This window comes from Kitasatospora sp. NBC_01287 (assembly GCF_026340565.1).
Lineage (GTDB): Bacteria > Actinomycetota > Actinomycetes > Streptomycetales > Streptomycetaceae > Kitasatospora.
The window spans coordinates 7,613,012-7,630,552 of sequence record NZ_JAPEPB010000001.1; the positions used below are offsets into that span (position 1 = coordinate 7,613,012).

The 17,541-nt window shown below is 76.0% G+C and carries 2 protein-coding genes and 1 pseudogene; 1 reads left to right on the forward strand and 2 read right to left on the reverse strand.

The window, feature by feature from the left end; translation table 11 throughout:
- Positions 1 to 65: 65 nt before the first annotated feature.
- Both OG455_RS33075 and OG455_RS33080 read right to left on the reverse strand, forming a co-directional pair.
- Positions 66 to 263 (reverse strand): annotated as a pseudogene (locus OG455_RS33075) (MerR family transcriptional regulator); the annotation flags it as partial.
- Positions 264 to 296: 33 nt separating this feature from the next.
- Complete coding sequence (locus tag OG455_RS33080) at positions 297 to 1,223, reverse strand: hypothetical protein (RefSeq protein ID WP_266299966.1); 927 nt, start codon at positions 1,221 to 1,223, stop codon at positions 297 to 299.
- A 230-nt stretch (positions 1,224 to 1,453) separates the two neighbouring features.
- Between OG455_RS33080 and OG455_RS33085 the strand changes: the two genes are divergently transcribed.
- Positions 1,454 to 17,488, forward strand: coding sequence for a type I polyketide synthase (locus OG455_RS33085; RefSeq protein WP_266299967.1), 16,035 nt, complete (start codon positions 1,454 to 1,456; stop codon positions 17,486 to 17,488).
- The last annotated feature ends 53 nt before the right edge of the window (positions 17,489 to 17,541 follow it).

Consider the following 17,541-nt stretch of genomic DNA (forward strand, 5'->3'; position numbering starts at 1 on the left):
CGGTGGATCACCCCGGCAGCAGGGCGCGCAGGGCTCGGACGAACCAGTCGAACGTCGGACCTGGCAAGGTCCAGGCCCAGATCGCGCAGCGTCCGCACGAGCTCCGAGCGGGCCACGGCATCGACGCCGTAGCGGCGGTGGCCGGCCGGGCTGCGGTCGGTGGGCGGCACGATGCCGCGGTCGGCGTAGAACCGGATGGCCTTGACCGTCAGACCGGTTCGGCGGGCCAGATCACCGATCGTGTAGCGCGTGTCGCCGTCCATGCCCGTACCCTCCCGCCTCCCCTTACGGGAGATTCAAGCCCTGGGCGCGCCCGCCGGTGCGAGTCGCCAGCCGCCGCCGACCAGGTCGAGGCTCGCCACCCGGTCGACCCGGGTCGGCAGGTGGTGGTCCAGGCGCCACGGGTGCGGCCTGGCCGACAGGTCGACGGTCACCGTGGTTCCGGTGACCGGCCCGAGCACACCGACCCAGTGCGGGCTCTCGCGGATCAGCTGCTCCGGCAGCGCGCGGTCCGGCTCCGGGACCCGTGCGGGCGCGGCCTGGTCTGGGCCGGTCAGCGCGGGGCCGGCCAGCAGGGCCAGCATCCGGCCGAGGACGGCCGCCGGCAGGGCGGGGTCGAGGGACTCGATCGCGGCGTAGCAGTCGTCGTGCCCGGAGTAGTACAGGCGCGAGCCGGGCAGCCGGGGGAGCAGCGGCTCGGGGTAGACGGCCGTGCCGACGACCAGGGCGAGTTCGTCGAGCCGTGCCGCGTCCGGCTCGACCCCCGCCGCCGCCGCGCCCGCCCGCGCGCCTGCCTCGGCGCCTGCCTCCGCCCCCGTCGGCAGGTCGACCAGCGACAACTCGTAGGGTGACCAGTCCGCCAGGAAGCGGGGCAGGCTCCGGCGGTCCAGCACCAGCAGCTCCGTGCCGAGCCCGATCGTGCCGGCGGCCCAGGCGCCCAACGGGTGCGCGGCGCAGTCGACGCCCTGCGCCGCCGCGATCCGCGACGGCGGCCACTGCTGGTACTCCTCGTCCAGGAAGCTGACTGTCGCCAGGTCCACCACGACGATGGCGTCGTTCGCGGAGCGGGTGAGCACGTCGACCAACTCCCTGGTCTGCACGGGCGCCGTGTTGACCAGCCACGAGCCGCCCGCCTCGCGGACGCTGAAGCTCAGTGGGAACACCGAGCGCCCCAGGCCGATGCTGTTGACGCCGAACGCCCCCTCAGACCCCACCTCGACCACTGCTGCCGCCTCCTCTGTGAACCCGAACCCGAACCCGAACGCCGACGCGCCGCACCCGCAGCGCGCCGCACCGCTCCATCATGCCGTCGCCCCCGGGGGCCGGGGCGCTCACCCCAGTTCTCCCGGCGGGCGCCCCCTGAATCGGATCGGGCGGGCTCTCCGCTGGTCGAACCTGGGTTCCACTGGCTCAGTCCCCCCGAGGAACGGGCTCCGCGAGAGGTGTAGCGACCATGTCGAACGAAGAGAAGCTGCTCACCCACCTCAAGTGGATGACAGCGGAGTTGCGACAGGCGCGCCGCCGGATCGGGGAGTTGGAGACCGCCGAGCACGAGCCGATCGCGATCGTCGGCATGGGTTGCCGGTTCCCGGGCGGGGTGCGCTCGCCGGAGGAGTTGTGGCAGCTGGCCGTCAGCGGGACCGATGCCGTCACGCCGTTCCCCACCGACCGCGGTTGGGACCTGGAGCGGCTGGCCGACCCCGACCCAGAGCGGGTCGGCACCAGTCTGGCGCAGCAGGGCGGGTTCCTGCACGAGGCGGCCGAGTTCGACGCCGGGTTCTTCGGGATCTCGCCGCGTGAGGCGCTGGCGATGGACCCGCAGCAGCGGCTGCTGCTCGAAGTCTCCTGGGAGGCGTTGGAGCGGGCCAGGATCGCGCCGGACGCGCTGCGCGGGCAGGCGGTCGGCGTCTTCGTCGGCGCCTCGCCGCAGGGCTACGGCGCGGGGGTGCGCGGCAGTGAGCGGGGCGGGGAGGGCTATGCGCTGACCGGGGACGCCAGCAGCCTGCTCTCCGGCCGGATCGCCTACACGCTGGGCCTGGAGGGCCCGGCCGTCACGCTGGACACCGCCTGCTCCTCCTCGCTGGTCGCGCTGCACCTGGCCTGCCAGGCGCTGCGCGAGGGCGAGTGCTCGATGGCGCTGGCCGGCGGGGTGACGGTGATGTCCGCGCCCGAGGTCTTCGTCGAGTTCACCCGCCAGCGCGGGCTGGCCGCCGACGGCCGCTGCAAGCCGTTCGCCGCCGCCGCCGACGGGACCGGCTGGGGCGAGGGCGTCGGCATGCTGCTGGTCGAGCGGCTGAGCGACGCGCGGCGGCTGGGCCACCCCGTCCTCGCCGTGGTGCGCGGCTCCGCCGTCAACCAGGACGGTGCCAGCAACGGGCTGACCGCGCCCAACGGCCCGGCCCAGCAGCGGGTGATCCGAGCGGCGCTGGCCAGTGCCGGCCTGACGGCCGCCCAGATCGACCTGGTCGAGGCGCACGGCACCGGCACCACGCTGGGCGACCCGATCGAGGCGCAGGCGCTGCTGGCCACCTACGGCCGCAGCCGGGCCGGCGACCAGCCGCTCTGGGTCGGCGCGCTGAAGTCCAACATCGGCCACACCCAGGCCGCGGCGGGCGTCGCCGGGGTGATCAAGACCGTGATGGCCATGCGGCACGGCCTGCTGCCCAAGACCCTGCACCTGGACACGCCCACCCCGCACGTCGACTGGACGGCCGGTGCCGTCGCCCCGCTCACCGAGACCATCGCCTGGCCCGAGACCGGTCAGCCGCGCCGCGCGGCCGTCTCCGCCTTCGGGGTCAGCGGCACCAACGCCCACACCGTGCTGGAGCAGGCACCGGCGGACGGCGAGCAGGCGCAGGCGCGACCGGAGTCGGAGCCGACCGGCGAGGTAGTTGGCGAGTCGGCCGCCGCCCCGGGCTGGCGCGGCGAGCCGGCGGCGCTGCCGCTGCTGCTCTCCGGCGCGACCCCGGCCGCCCTGCGCGAGCAGGCCGCCCAGCTGCACGCGCTGCTGACCCGCGCGCCGCACCTCGCCGCCGGCGCCCACGACCTCAGCTTCTCGCTGGCCACCACCCGCGCCGCGCTGGAGCACCGCGCGGCGGTGGCGGGCCAGGACCGCACGGCCGCCCTCGCGGGCCTGGCCGCCCTCGCGGCGGGGGAGCAGGCGCCCACCGTGGTCACCGGCACCGCCGAGAGCGGCCGCCTCGCCCTGCTGTTCTCCGGCCAGGGCAGCCAGCGCGTGGGTGCCGCTCGGGAGTTGGCCGCGAGCCACGCGGTCTTCGCGGCGGCGTTGGAGGAGGTGTGCGCGCACTTCGACGGTGTGCTGGAGCGGCCGCTGCGTGAGGTGCTCTTCGAGGACGACGGGTCCGGCCTGCTGGATCGGACCGCTTATACGCAGGCGGGGTTGTTCGCCATCGAGGTGGCGCTGTTCCGGTTGCTGGAGTCGTGGGGTGTCACGCCGGACTACCTGATCGGGCACTCGGTCGGTGAGTTGGCGGCCGCGCACGTCGCGGGTGTCTGGTCGCTGGCGGACGCGTGCGCGTTGGTGGCGGCTCGTGGGCGGCTGATGCAGGCGTTGCCGGCCGGTGGCGCGATGTTGGCGGTGCAGGGCACCGAGGACGAGGTCCGGGCGGCGCTGGTCGACGGCGTGGACGTCGCGGCGGTGAACAGGGCCGACTCGATCGTCGTCTCGGGCGCCGAGGGCGCGATCGCCGAACTGGAGGCCGTCTGGCGGGCGGAGGGCCGCAAGGTCAAGCGGCTCACGGTCAGTCATGCCTTCCACTCGGCGCTGATGGACCCGATGCTGGCGGAGTTCCGCACGGTCGCCGAGTCCCTGGCCTATGCGCAGCCGCGGATCCCGGTGGTCTCCAACCTGACCGGTGGTTTCGCGGACCTGACCGAGCCCGAGTACTGGGTGCGCCACGTGCGCGAGGCGGTCCGCTTCGCCGAAGGCGTCGCCACCCTGCGCGAGCAGGGCGTGACCACCTTCCTCGAACTCGGCCCCGACGCCGTGCTGTCGGCGCTCGTGCCCGAGGGCACCGTCGCGCTGCCGCTGCTGCGGGCCGGCCGGGACGAGCGGCGATCCGTCACCGCCGCGCTGGCCGCCGCCCACTGCCGGGGCGCGGCGGTCGACTGGGCCGCCGTGCACCACGGCCTGACGGTCCATCAGATCGACCTGCCCACGTATGCCTTCCAGCGGGACCGCTACTGGCTCACCGCCCGGTCGGCGTCGGCCGCCGCGCAGGAGACCCCCGCCCAGGCGGGCGGCGCCGCTCCCGAGGAGGCCGGCTTCTGGTCGGCGGTCGAGAGCGAGGACGCCGAGGCGCTCGCCGCCGCGCTGCACCTGCCCTCGGACACCGCCGAGTTGGCCGAGGTGCTGCCCGCCCTGCCGGTGCTCTCCGCCTGGCGCCGCCGCCGGCAGGAGCAGCGGGCCGCCGGTCAGCGCCGCTACCGGATCGGCTGGCAGCCGCTCGCCGACCCGGCCCCCGCTCCGACTGGCGCGCCCGCCGCCGCCCTCGCCACTGCCACCCTCGCCGGTGCCCCCATCGTCACCACCCCCGCGCCCGGCGGCCGGCTGATCCTGGTGCCCCGCGGCACAGCCGCCGCCACGCCGTACGCCGAGGCCCTCGCCGAGGCGCTGCGCGGGCGCGGCGAGCAGCCGCTGATCGTCGAACTCGACCCCGAGGCGGCCGACTTCACCGAGGCCCCCGACTTCACCGAGGCGCTGGCCACCCCGGCGACCGGCATCCTCTCGCTGCTCGCGCTGGCCGAGCAGCCGCACCCGGAGCACCCCGCGCTCTCCGCCGGGCTGGCCGCCGACACCCTGCTGATCCAGGCACTCGCCGCGCGCGGCGGCGGGGCCAAGCTCTGGCTCGCCACCCGGGGCGCCGTGCGGGTCGGCCGGTCGGGCCGCGTCGGCTCGGTCGAGCAGGCCAGGACCTGGGGCCTGGGCCGGGTCGCCGCGCTGGAGCACCCGGAGCTGTGGGGCGGCCTGATCGACCTGCCGCCGCTGCTCGACGCCCGCGCGCTGGCCCGGCTGCTGGCCGTCCTGGACGGCCGCCACGGCGCCGAGGACCAGCTGGCGATCGGCCCCTCCGGCGTCTTCGCCCGCCGCCTGGAGCGGCTGCCCGCCGTGCCGGTCGCCGCCGACCCGGCGGCCGCCCAGTGGCGCCCGCGCGGCACCGTGCTGGTCACCGGTGGCACCGGCGGCATCGGCGGCCACCTGGCCCGCTGGCTGGCCCGCAACGGGGCCGAGCACCTGGTGCTGGTCTCCCGTCGTGGCGAGGCCGCGCCCGGTGCCCGCGAGTTGGCCGCGGAGCTGGCCGGGAGCGGCACCCGGGTCACCCTGGCCGCCTGCGACGTGGCCGACCGCGCGGCGCTGGCCGCGCTGCTGGAGACGCTGCGCGCCGACCCGCACCCGCTGCGCGCCGTCCTGCACGCCGCCGGCCTGCCGCGTTACCAGCCGCTCACCGCCACCACCCTGGCCGACTTCGCCGAGACCGCGGACGCCAAGGTGCTCGGTGCCCGCCACCTGCACGAACTCCTCGACGGCCAGGAGCTCGACGCCTTCGTGCTCTTCTCCTCGATCGCCGCCGCCTGGGGCAGCGGCAACCAGAGCGCCTACGCGGCCGCCAACGCCTACCTCGACGCGCTCGCCGAGCACCGCCGCGACCAGGGGCTGCCCGCCGCCTCGATCGCCTGGGGCCCGTGGGGCGGCGGCGGCATGGCCGCGGGCGAGGACGCCGAGCAGCACCTGCGCCGCCGCGGCCTGCCGGTGCTGGAGCCGGCCGACGCGCTGGCCGCCCTCGCGCTCGCGCCCCGCCTGGACACGGCCGCCACCGTGGTCGCCGACGTCGACTGGGAGCGGTTCGCCCGCAGTTACACCGCCACCGGTCCGCGCCCGCTGCTGCTCGGCGTGCCGGAGGCCGCCCGGGTGCTGGCCGGCCCGGACGCAGACTCCGGCGCCGGTGCCCAGGCCCCCGGGCAGGGCGGCGGCCCGGCCCGCCCGGCCTGGCTGGAGCGGCTCGCCCAACTGTCCTTGGCCGACCGCGACCGCGCGCTGCGCGACCTGGTCCGCGAGGAGGTCGCCGCGCTGCTCGGCCATGCCTCGGCCGAGGCCGTCGACCCCGAACGGGCCTTCAAGGAGCTCGGCTTCGACTCGATGACCGCGGTCGACGTGCGCGACCGGCTGGCCCTGCGCACCGGCCTGAGCCTGCCCGCCACCCTCACCTACGACCAGCCCACCACCAGCGCCCTGGCCGCCTACCTGGGCGAGCGCCTCTTCGGCGCCGAGCGCCCGGCGGCCGCGCCCGCCCAGGCGGGCACGCCCTTCCAGGCGGGCGCGGGCGGCGACCAGGAGCCCATCGCCATCGTCGCGATGGCCTGCCGCTACCCGGGCGGGGTGCGCTCGCCGGAGGACCTCTGGGAGCTGGTCGCCGCAGGGCGTGACGCGGTCGGCCCGTTCCCCGCCGACCGGGGCTGGGACCTGGCCAACCTGTTCCACGACGACCCCGACCACCCCGGCACCAGCTACGTGAGCGCGGGCGGGTTCCTGGACGCGGTGGGCGAGTTCGACGCCGACTTCTTCGGCATCTCGCCGCGCGAGGCGCTGGCCACCGACCCGCAGCAGCGGTTGCTCCTGGAGACCGCCTGGGAGGCCTTCGAGCGGGCCAGGCTCGACCCCGACACGCTGCGCGGCAGCCGGACCGGGGTCTTCGTCGGCACCAACAGCCTCGACTACGCCACCCTGCTGCGTTCCTCGGCCACCCCGCACGAAGGCCACCTGGTCACCGGCGGCACCGCGAGCGTGGTCTCCGGGCGCCTCTCCTACACCTTCGGCCTGGAGGGCCCGGCGGTCACCGTCGACACGGCGTGCTCCTCCTCGCTGGTCGCGCTGCACCTGGCCGTGCAGGCGCTGCGGCGCGGCGAGTGCACGCTCGCGCTGGCCGGCGGCGTCACCGTGATGGCCACCTCGGGCTCCTTCGTGGAGTTCAGCCGCCAGCGCGGCCTGGCCGCCGACGGGCGCTGCAAGCCCTTCGCGCAGGCCGCCGACGGCACCGGCTGGGGCGAGGGGGCGGGCCTGCTGCTCATCGAGCGGCTCGCCGACGCCCAGCGCCTGGGCCACCCGGTGCTGGCCGTGGTGCGCGGCACGGCGGTCAATCAGGACGGCGCGAGCAACGGCCTGACCGCGCCCAACGGCCCGGCCCAGCAGCGGGTGATCCAGCAGGCGCTGGCCGCGGCCGATCTGACGGCCGATCAGGTCGACGTGGCAGAGGCGCACGGCACCGGCACGGTGCTCGGCGACCCGATCGAGGCCCAGGCGCTGCTCGCCACCTACGGCCAGGACCGTCCCGCCGACCAGCCGCTCTGGCTCGGCTCGGTGAAGTCCAACATCTCGCACACCCAGTCCGCCTCCGGCGTGGCCGGCGTGATCAAGATGGTCCAGGCGATGCGGCACGGCATCGCCCCGCGCACCCTGCACGTGGACGAGCCGAGCCGGCACGTCGACTGGACGGCCGGCGCCGTGCGGCTGCTCACCGAGCCGATCGCCTGGCCGGAGACCGGCCGCGCGCGCCGCGCCGCCGTCTCCTCCTTCGGGGTCAGCGGCACCAACGCGCACGTGATCCTGGAGCAGGCCCCCGCCGCCACCGAACTGCCCCTCGACGAGCGGGCGCCGAGCGCTCCGCTGCCGATCCTGCTCTCCGCCCGCACCGGGCCGGCCCTGCGCGAGCAGGCCGAGCGGCTGCACGCCGTGCTCACCGCCGACGGCGCCCCGCGCCTGGCCGACCTCGCCCTCTCGCTCGCCACCACCCGGGCCGGCCTGGGCGCCCGGGCCGCGCTGACCGCCACCGACCGGGCCGGTCTGCTGGCCGACCTCGCCGCGCTGGCCGCCGGGCAGGACGCGCCCGACCTGTCGCTCGGCGCGCCCGCCGAGGGCCGCACCGCCTTCCTCTTCTCCGGGCAGGGCAGCCAGCGGCCCGGCATGGGCCGCGAACTCTACGACAGCCAGCTGGTCTTCGCCGACGCGCTCGACCAGGTCTGCGCCCGCTTCGACGGCCTGCTGGAGCGGCCGCTGCGCGAGGTGATGTTCGAGGCCGACTGCGAGCTGCTGAACCAGACCGCCTACACCCAGGCCGCGCTGCTCGCCTGGGAGGTCGCGCTCTACCGCCTGCTGGAGTGGTGGGGCCTGGCCCCCGACCTGCTGGCGGGCCACTCGATCGGCGAACTGGCCGCCGCCCACGTGGCCGGGGTGCTCTCGCTCGACGACGTCTGCACCTTGGTCGCGGCCCGTGGCCGGCTGATGCAGGCGCTGCCGACCGGCGGCGCGATGCTCGCGGTGCAAGCCACCGAGGACGAAGTCCGCGCGGCGTTGGCCGAGTTGGCCGATGCAGGTGGCGATGCGAGTGGTGATGCGGGTGGCGATGTCAGTGGCGATGCGGGCGCTGCGGTCGGCATCGCCGCCGTCAACGGCCCCCAGGCGGTGGTGGTCTCCGGGACCGAGGCCGCGATCGAGCGGCTGGCCGCCCGCTGGCGCGCCGAGCAGCGCCGGACCAACCGCCTGACGGTCAGCCACGCCTTCCACTCCCCGCTGATGGAGCCGATGCTCGCCGAGTTCCGGGCGGTGGCCGAGTCGCTGGACTACGCGCCGCCCCGGATCCCGGTGGTCTCCAACCTGACCGGTGGCTTCGAGGACCTGACCGACCCCGAGTACTGGGTGCGCCACGTGCGCGAGGCCGTCCGCTTCGGCGACGGCGTCCGCACCCTGCACGCGCAGGGCGTGCGCACCTTCCTGGAGATCGGCCCGGGCGGTGTGCTCTCCGCGCTCACCCAGGGCGTGCTGTCCGCCGCCGGCCCGGTCGCGGCCGGCACTGTCGTGGCCGGCGCCGTGGCGGCCGGCGCCGTGGCGGAGGGCCCGGCCGCCGACGGCACCGTCGCCGCGATCCCGGTGGCCCGTGGCGGCCGCCCCGAACCGCAGGCCCTGACCGGCGCGCTCGGCCGGCTCTTCACCCGGGGCGTCGCGGCCGACTGGTCGGCCGTCCTGGCCGGCACCGGAGCCCGGCGCGTCGACCTGCCCACCTACGCCTTCCAGCGCCGCCGCTTCTGGCCCGAGCCCGCCGCCCGTCCGGCCGCCGGCGACCTGGTCGGCCTGGGCCTGGCCACCGCCGACCACCCGCTGCTCGGCGCCACCCTGACCCTCGCCGACCAGGACGTGCTGCTGCTCACCGGCTCGCTCTCGCTGCGCACCCACCCCTGGCTGGCGGACCACGAGGTGCTGGGCCGGGTGCTGTTGCCCGGCACCGCCTTCCTCGACCTGGTGCTGCGGGCGGCCGAGGAGAGCGGCTGCCCCCGCCTGGAGGAGCTGACCCTGGCCGCGCCGCTGACCCTGCCCGCCGACGGCGAGGTGCTGCTCCAGGTACGGGTCGACGCGCCGGAGGCCGACGGCCGCCGCGCGGTCGCCGTCCACGGGCGCGCCGCCGCCGAGCTGGAGTGGACGCGGCACGCCGTCGGCACCCTGGCGGCCCATGGACCCGCCGCCGAACCACCGGCCGCCTGGCCGCCGGTGGGCGCCCAGCCGCTCCCCGTCGAGCGGCTCTACCCGGAGCTGGCCGAGGCCGGCTTCGCCTACGGCCCCTCGTTCCAGGGCCTGCGGGCCGCCTGGCGCGTCGGTGATGACCTCTACGCCGAGGTCGCGCTGCCCGAGGAGACCGGGGCCACGGGCTTCGGTGTGCACCCGGCCCTGCTGGACGCCGCCCTGCACGCCACCCCGCTGCTGGGTGACGGCGCGGGCGGCGGGCTGCCGTTCGCCTGGACGGGCGTGTCGCTGCACGCCTCCGGCGCCACCGCGCTGCGCGTGCGGCTCACCCGGACCGGCACGGACGGCGTGTCGCTGCTCGCCGTGGACCCGAGCGGCGCGCCGGTGCTCTCGGTCGACTCGCTGGTGATGCGCCGTCCGAGCGCCGAGCAACTCCGCGAGGAGCCGCTGCTCCGGCTCGCCTGGTCGCCGGTGGCACCCGCCGCCGCGACGGCGGAGGGTTGGGCGCTGCTGGGTGCGGACGCGTTCGGGGTGGATCTGCCGCTGGGTGACGATGCCGGGTCGGCGTCGGTACTGGTGGTCTGCGGGACGTCGCCCGAGGCGGTGCTGGCGCCGCTGCAGGGCGCGCCCGCCGAGGCGCGGGTGCTGGTGGTGACGCGCGGCGCGGTCGCGGTCGACGGCGACCCGGGCGTGGCCGACCTGACGGCGGCTGCCGTCTGGGGTCTGGTGCGGTCGGCGCAGTCCGAGGCGCCGGGTCGGATCGTGCTGGTGGATGTGGATGGTTCGGCGGATTCGTGGGCCGCGCTGCCGGGGGCGGTGGCCTCGGGTGAGGCACAGCTCGCGCTGCGCGCCGGTGCGGCCTTCACGCCGCGCCTGCGGCCCGCGCGCTCGGCACAGGGGCTCACGGTGCCGGTGGGTGAGGCCCACTGGCGGTTGGACAGTGTCGAGCGTGGGACGTTGGAGTCGCTGGAGCTGGTGGCTTCTCCGGTAGAGGAGTTGACGGATGGTCAGGTTCGGATCGCGGTGCGGGCCGGTGGGGTGAACTTCCGTGATGTGTTGAACGCGTTGGGGATGTATCCGGTGGTGGCGCCGTTGGGGATCGAGGGCGCTGGTGTGGTGGCCGAGGTCGGTCCGGGTGTGTCGGGGTTGGCGGTCGGTGACCGGGTGTTGGGCATGTTCTCGGGCGGCTTCGGGCCGTTCGCGGTGACCGACCACCGTCTGCTCGCCCGGATTCCGGCGGGTTGGTCGTTCGCGCGGGCGGCGTCCGTGCCGATCGTGTTCCTCACGGCGCTGTACGCGTGGTCGGATCTGGGTGCTGTCCGCCCGGGTGAGCGGGTGTTGGTGCACGCTGGTGCGGGTGGTGTCGGGATGGCGGCGATCCAGCTGGCCCGGCACTTGGGTGCGGAGGTCTTCGCGACGGCGAGTCCGGGCAAGTGGGAGACGCTGCGTTCGCTGGGTCTGGACGATGAGCACATCGCGTCCTCGCGTGATCTGGGGTTCGCGGCGAAGTTCCTGGCCGTGACCGGTGGCCAGGGTGTGGATGTTGTTCTGAACGCGTTGGCGGGGGAGTTCGTCGACGCGTCCCTCACGTTGCTGCCGCGTGGTGGGCGGTTCCTGGAGATGGGCAAGGCCGACATCCGCAGCGAGGTCCCGGCGGGTGTGGCCTACCGGGCGTTCGATCTGGTGGAGGCCGGTCCGGAGCGGATCGGTGAACTCCTCGCGGAGTTGCTGGCGCTGTTCGCCGAGGGGACGATCGAGACGCTGCCGGTGCGCACGTGGGATGTGCGTCAGGCGCGGGAGGCGTTCCGTTTCGTCAGCCAGGCCAGGCACATCGGCAAGGTGGTCCTCACCGTGCCGCAGCCGCTGGACCCGGGGCGCACGGTGGTGATCACTGGTGGCACGGGCTCTCTGGGTGCGCTGACGGCCCGTCATCTGGTGGCGGAGCATGGTGTGCGCAAGCTGCTACTGCTCAGCCGTCGGGGCGCTCAGGCGCCGGGTGTGGAGCAGTTGGTGGTCGAGTTGGCCGAGCTGGGTGCCACGGCGGAGGTGTTGGCCTGTGATGTGGCTGACCGTGACGCGCTGGCCGCCGCTCTGGCGGGTCGTTCGCTGACCGCGGTGGTCCACACGGCCGGCGTGTTGGATGACGGGCTGTTCGCGGGCATGACCTCCGAGCGCCTGGCGTCGGTGTGGGCGTCGAAGGCGGAGGCGGCGCGTCATCTGCACGAGTTGACGTTGGATCAGGATCTGTCCGCGTTCGTTCTGTTCTCTTCGATCGCTGGTGTGCTGGGTAGTGTGGGGCAGTCGAACTACGCGGCCGCGAACGCCTATCTGGACGCGCTCGCCGCCCACCGCCACGCGCTGGGCCTGCCCGCGACCTCGCTGGCGTGGGGTCCGTGGGCGCAGTCGGGCAGTGGCATGACGGGTGACCTGTCGGAGGCGGACCTGCGGCGGATGGCCCGTAGCGGTCTGCTGCCGTTCGACGCCGAGCAGGGCATGGCGGCCTTCGACGCCGGCCGCACCGCCGACGAGGCCGTGCTGATCCCGGTGCGCCTCGACCTCGCCGCGCTGCGCCGCGCGGGCGCCGAGCAGGAACTCCCGGCGTTGCTGCGTGAGCTGGGCCGGACCCCCGGGCGCCGCGCACCCCGCGCGGCCGCCGCCGTCACCGCCGCTGCCGCCGGCAGCACAGGCGCGCCGCTGGTGCAGCGGCTGGCCGGGCTGGACGAGGCGGCGCGCTCGGCCGAGCTGTTGGACGCCGTGGCGACCCAGGTGGCCGCCGTGCTCGGCTACGACGCCGCCACGGAGATCGACCTGGACCGCCCCTTCAAGGAGTTGGGCTTCGACTCGCTCACCTCCGTCGAGCTGCGCAACCGGCTCAACGCGGCCACCGGCCTGCGGCTGCCCGCCACCCTGGTCTTCGACCACCCGACCGCACGGGCCATCGCCGCCCTGCTGCTCACCGAGGTCGAGGGCACCGCCGCCGCGCCCGTGCCCGCCGCACTGCCGGTCGCGGCCGCCACCGACCAGCCGATCGCGATCATCGCGATGGCCTGCCGCTACCCGGGCGGGGTGCGCTCGCCCGAGGACCTCTGGGAGTTGGTCGCCGCCGGGGCCGACGCGATCGGCCCGTTCCCCGCCGACCGGGGCTGGGACACCGAGCGGCTCTACGACCCGGCCGGTCGCGGCACCGGCACCAGCTACGTCAACGAGGGCGGCTTCGTCCATGACGTCGGCGACTTCGACCCGCTCTTCTTCGGCATCTCGCCGCGCGAGGCGCTGGCCATGGACCCGCAGCAGCGGCTGCTGCTCGAAACCGCGTGGGAGGCCTTCGAGCGGGCCGGCATCGACCCGTCCGCCGTGCGCGGCAGCCAGGCCGGCGTCTTCGTCGGCTCGGCGTACTGCGGCTACGGCACCGGCGTGGACGAGCTGCCCGAGGGGCTCGAAGGACACCTGCTGACCGGCAGCACCGGCTCGGTGGCCAGCGGCCGGATCGCCTACACCCTGGGCCTGGAAGGCCCGGCGGTCACCGTCGACACGGCCTGCTCCTCCTCGCTGGTCGCCCTGCACCTGGCCGTGCAGGCGCTGCGCTCCGGCGAGTGCACGCTCGCCCTGGCGGGTGGCGCGACCGTGATGGCGACCCCCGACATCTTCACCGAGTTCAGCCGCCAGCGCGGCCTGGCCGGCGACGGCCGCTGCAAGTCCTTCGCCGAGGCCGCCGACGGCACCGGTTGGGGCGAGGGCGCCGGACTGCTGCTCGTGGAGCGGCTGAGCGACGCCGAGCGACTGGGGCACCCGGTGCTGGCCGTGGTGCGCGGCTCGGCGGTCAACCAGGACGGCGCTTCGAACGGGCTGACCGCGCCCAACGGCCCGGCCCAGCAGCGGGTGATCCGCCAGGCCCTGGCCAACGCCCGCCTGACGCCCAGTCAGATCGACGCGGTGGAGGCGCACGGCACCGGCACCACGCTGGGCGACCCGATCGAGGCCCAGGCCCTGCTGGCCACCTACGGCCGCGAGCGGGACGCGGCGAACCCGCTGCTGCTCGGTTCGGTGAAGTCCAACATCGGCCACACCCAGGCGGCTTCGGGCGTCGCGGGCGTGATCAAGATGGTGATGGCGATGCGCCACGGCGTGCTGCCCAGGACCCTGCACGTGGACGAGCCCAGCAGCCACGTCGACTGGAGCGCCGGCGCGGTCGAGCTGCTCACCGACACCGTGCCGTGGCCGGAGACCGGTGGCCCGCGTCGCGCGGCCGTCTCCTCCTTCGGGATCAGCGGCACCAACGCCCACACCGTCCTTGAGCAGGCGCCGCCCACAGCCTCAGCTTCAGCCGCAGCCGCAGCCGCCGTCGAGCGTCCTGCCCGGCCCGCCGGCACCGCGCCCGAGCTGCCGTTCCCGCTCTCCGGCCGGGGCGAGGCGGCGCTGCGCGAGCAGGCGCGCCGCCTGGCCGACCGGCTGCGGCGCGAGCCGGCTCCCGCTCTCGCGGACCTCGCCTTCTCGCTGGCCACCACCCGGGCGAGCCTGGAGCGCACCGCCGTGGTGACCGCCGCGACCCCCGAGGACCTGCTGCGCGGGCTCGACGCGCTCGCCGAGGGCACCGAGCTCCCGGCCGTGGTGCACGGCGGCACGACCGGCGGCAGCGGCAGCGGCAGTGGCGGCGGCGGCAAGGTGGCGCTGCTCTTCGCGGGGCAGGGCAGCCAGCGGGCCGGCGCGGGCCGCGACCTCTACCAGGCCCACCCGGTCTTCGCGGCCGAACTCGACGCGGTGTGCGAGCAGTTCGACGGGGTGCTGGACCGGCCGCTGCGCGAGGTGCTGTTCGACGGCGAGTCGCAGCTGCTGGACCGGACGGTGTACACGCAGGCGGGGTTGTTCGCGATCGAGGTCGCGCTGTTCCGGCTGCTGGAGTCCTGGGGCGTCACCCCGGACTACCTGGCGGGCCACTCGATCGGCGAGTTGGCCGCCGCGCACGTCGCGGGTGTCCTCTCACTCGCCGACGCCTGCACGCTCGTCGCCGCCCGTGGCCGCCTGATGCAGGCGTTGCCCGCCGGTGGCGCGATGCTCGCGGTGCAGGGGTCGGAGGCCGAGGTCCGCGCGGCGCTGCTCGACGGCGTCGACATCGCGGCCGTCAACGCGGCGGACTCCATCGTGGTCTCCGGCGTCGAGAGTGCCGTCGCACAACTGGAGGCCGGCTGGCGTTCGGAGGGTCGCAAGGTCAAGCGGCTGACGGTCAGTCACGCGTTCCACTCCGCGCTGATGGACCCGATGCTGGCCGAGTTCCGCACGGTCGCCGAGTCCCTGACGTACACCGCGCCCCGGATCCCGGTGGTCTCCAACGTCACCGGCGACTTCACCGCCGACCTCACCGACCCCGCCTACTGGGTGCGCCACGTGCGCGAGGCGGTCCGCTTCGCCGACGGCCTCGCCACCCTGCACGCGCAAGGCGTGCGCACCTACCTCGAAATCGGCCCCGACACCGTCCTCACCGCCCTGGCCCGCCAGGTGCTGGGCAGCGAGGCGAGCGTCACCCCCGTGCTGCGGGCCGGCCGCCCGGAGCCGCAGACCCTGACCCGGGCGCTGGCCGTGCTGGTGGCCGGTCGGCGCCGGATCGACTGGCTCTCCTACTTCGCCGGCCTGGAGGTCAGCCGCACCGACCTGCCCACCTACGCCTTCCAGCGCGCGCCCTACTGGCTCGCCTCGACCGCGCTGGCCGCCCGCCAGGGCGCGCGCGGCGGAGCGGGGAGCGTCGGCAGCACGGACAGCGCCGAGGCAGGCTTCTGGGCCGCCGTCGAGCGCGGGGACGCCGGCGAACTCGCCGCCACCCTGCGGCTCGACGGCGACCAGGAGTGGGGCGCCCTGCTGCCCGCGCTCTCGTCCTGGCGGCGCCACCGGCGTGAGCAGGCCGACCTGGACCGCCTGCGCTACCAGGCCGTCTGGGAGCCGCTGGCCGAACCCGGGCGGGCCGAGGGCGAGCGCGTCGAGGGGAGCTGGCTGCTGCTGACCCCGACACGCCCGAGCGGCTCCGCCGAGGCCGTCACCGAGGCGGTCGTCACCACGCTCGCCGCCGCCGCCGACCTGGTCCACCTCACCATCGACCCGGGCCCCGGCACCGACGCCGCTCCTGGCACCGAACCCGGCACCGACCCCGGCACCGACCGCGTCGCCCTCGCGGAGCGCCTGCGCGCCGCCACCGCCGGCCGCCCCGTCACCGGCGTGCTCTCGCTGCTCGCCGTCGCCGAGGGGCAGCGCGGCCTCGCGCTCACCGCGACCCTGGTGCAGGCCCTGGGCGACGCCGGGATCGAGGCACCGCTCTGGTGCGCCACCGCCGGCGCGGTCGCCGCCGAGCCGGGGGAGCGGGTCAACGAGCCCTCGCAGGCGCAGGTCTGGGGGCTGGGCCGGGTCGCGGCGCTGGAGCACCCGGCGCGCTGGGGCGGTCTGATCGACCTGCCGGCCCGCCCGGCCGAGCGCGAACTCACTTTCCTGACCGCTCTGCTGAGTGGAGCGGCCGGTAGCGAGGACCAGCTCGCGGTGCGCGCCTCGGGCCTCTTCGCCCGCCGCCTGGCGCATGCCCCGGCACCCGCCACCGGCCCCGACGAGGCTCCCTGGACGCCCACCGGCACCGTGCTGATCACCGGCGGCACCGGCGCGCTGGGCGCCCACGTCGCCCGCTGGCTGGCCGCCCAGGGCGCCACCCGCCTGGTGCTGACCGGGCGGCGCGGCCCGGCGGCACCCGGCGCCGCCGACCTGGTCGCCGAGCTGGCCACGGCCGGCGCCACCGCGACCGCCGTCGCCTGCGACGCCGCCGACCGCACCGCGCTCGCCGCGCTGCTGGAGCGGCTGCGCGCCGAGGGCGAGCCGGTGCGCGCGGTGTTCCACGCGGCCGGGCTGCCGCAGGCCGCCGCGATCACCGACACCACGCCCGAGGAACTCGCCGAGGTGGTCGCCGCCAAGGTGGCGGGCGCCCGGCACCTGGACGAGCTGCTGGCCGGTGCGGAGTTGGACGCCTTCGTGCTCTTCTCCTCCATCGCCGGTGTCTGGGGCTCGGCCGGGCAGGCCGGGTACGCGGCCGGCAACGCCTACCTCGACGCCCTCGCCGAGGACCGTCGCGGGCGCGGCCTGCCCGCCACCGCCGTCGCCTGGGGCCCCTGGGACGGCGGCGGCATGGCGGGCGACGCCGCCGCCCGCGAGCACCTGGTCAAGCGCGGCCTGACCCCGCTCGCCCCGCCCACCGCGCTGGCCGCGCTCCACCAGGCGCTGAGCGGCCGGCAGACCGCCGCCGTGATCGCCGACGTGGACTGGGCCGTTCTCGGCACCTCCTTCGCCGCCGTCCGGCCCAGCCCGCTGCTCGCCGCACTGCCGGAGGTCGCGGCCGCCCTGGCCCCGGCGGACCAGGAGAGCGGTGATGCCGCCGCGCGCGGCGCCGAGGCGGTCCAGCAGCGCCTGGCCGGGCTCACCGGGCCCGAGCGCCGCCGCAGCCTGCTGCAACTGGTGCGCGGCGAGGTCGCGGCCGTGGTCGGCCTGGCCGGCCCGGCCGAGATCGAACCGGACCGGGCGTTCAAGAGCCTCGGCTTCGACTCGCTCACCGTGCTCGAACTGCGCGACCGCCTCACCGCGAGCACCGGACTGACCCTGCCCAGCACCCTCCTCTACGACTACCCGACCGCCGCCGCCTTGGCCGACCACCTGGACGCCGAACTCTCCGGCGACACCGGGGAGACGGCCCTGCCGCTGCTCGCCGAACTCGACCGGCTCGAAGCCGCCCTGCTCGCGGTGACCCCCGCGGAGTTGGACAGCATCGCGCCGGACGACGCCGAGCAGGCCAAGATCGGCCGACGGCTCAAGGACCTGCTCGCCCTCTGGAACGAAGCCCGTGGCTTGTCGGACACCGGCGCACTCACGGACCACCTCGACGAGGCGTCGGACGACGACCTCTTCGACCTGATCGACCGGAACCTCGGCCGGGCCTGACCGGCCGGCGCCCCGCCCCGACCGGCGCTCGCGCGCACACAGACCTCTCCGCC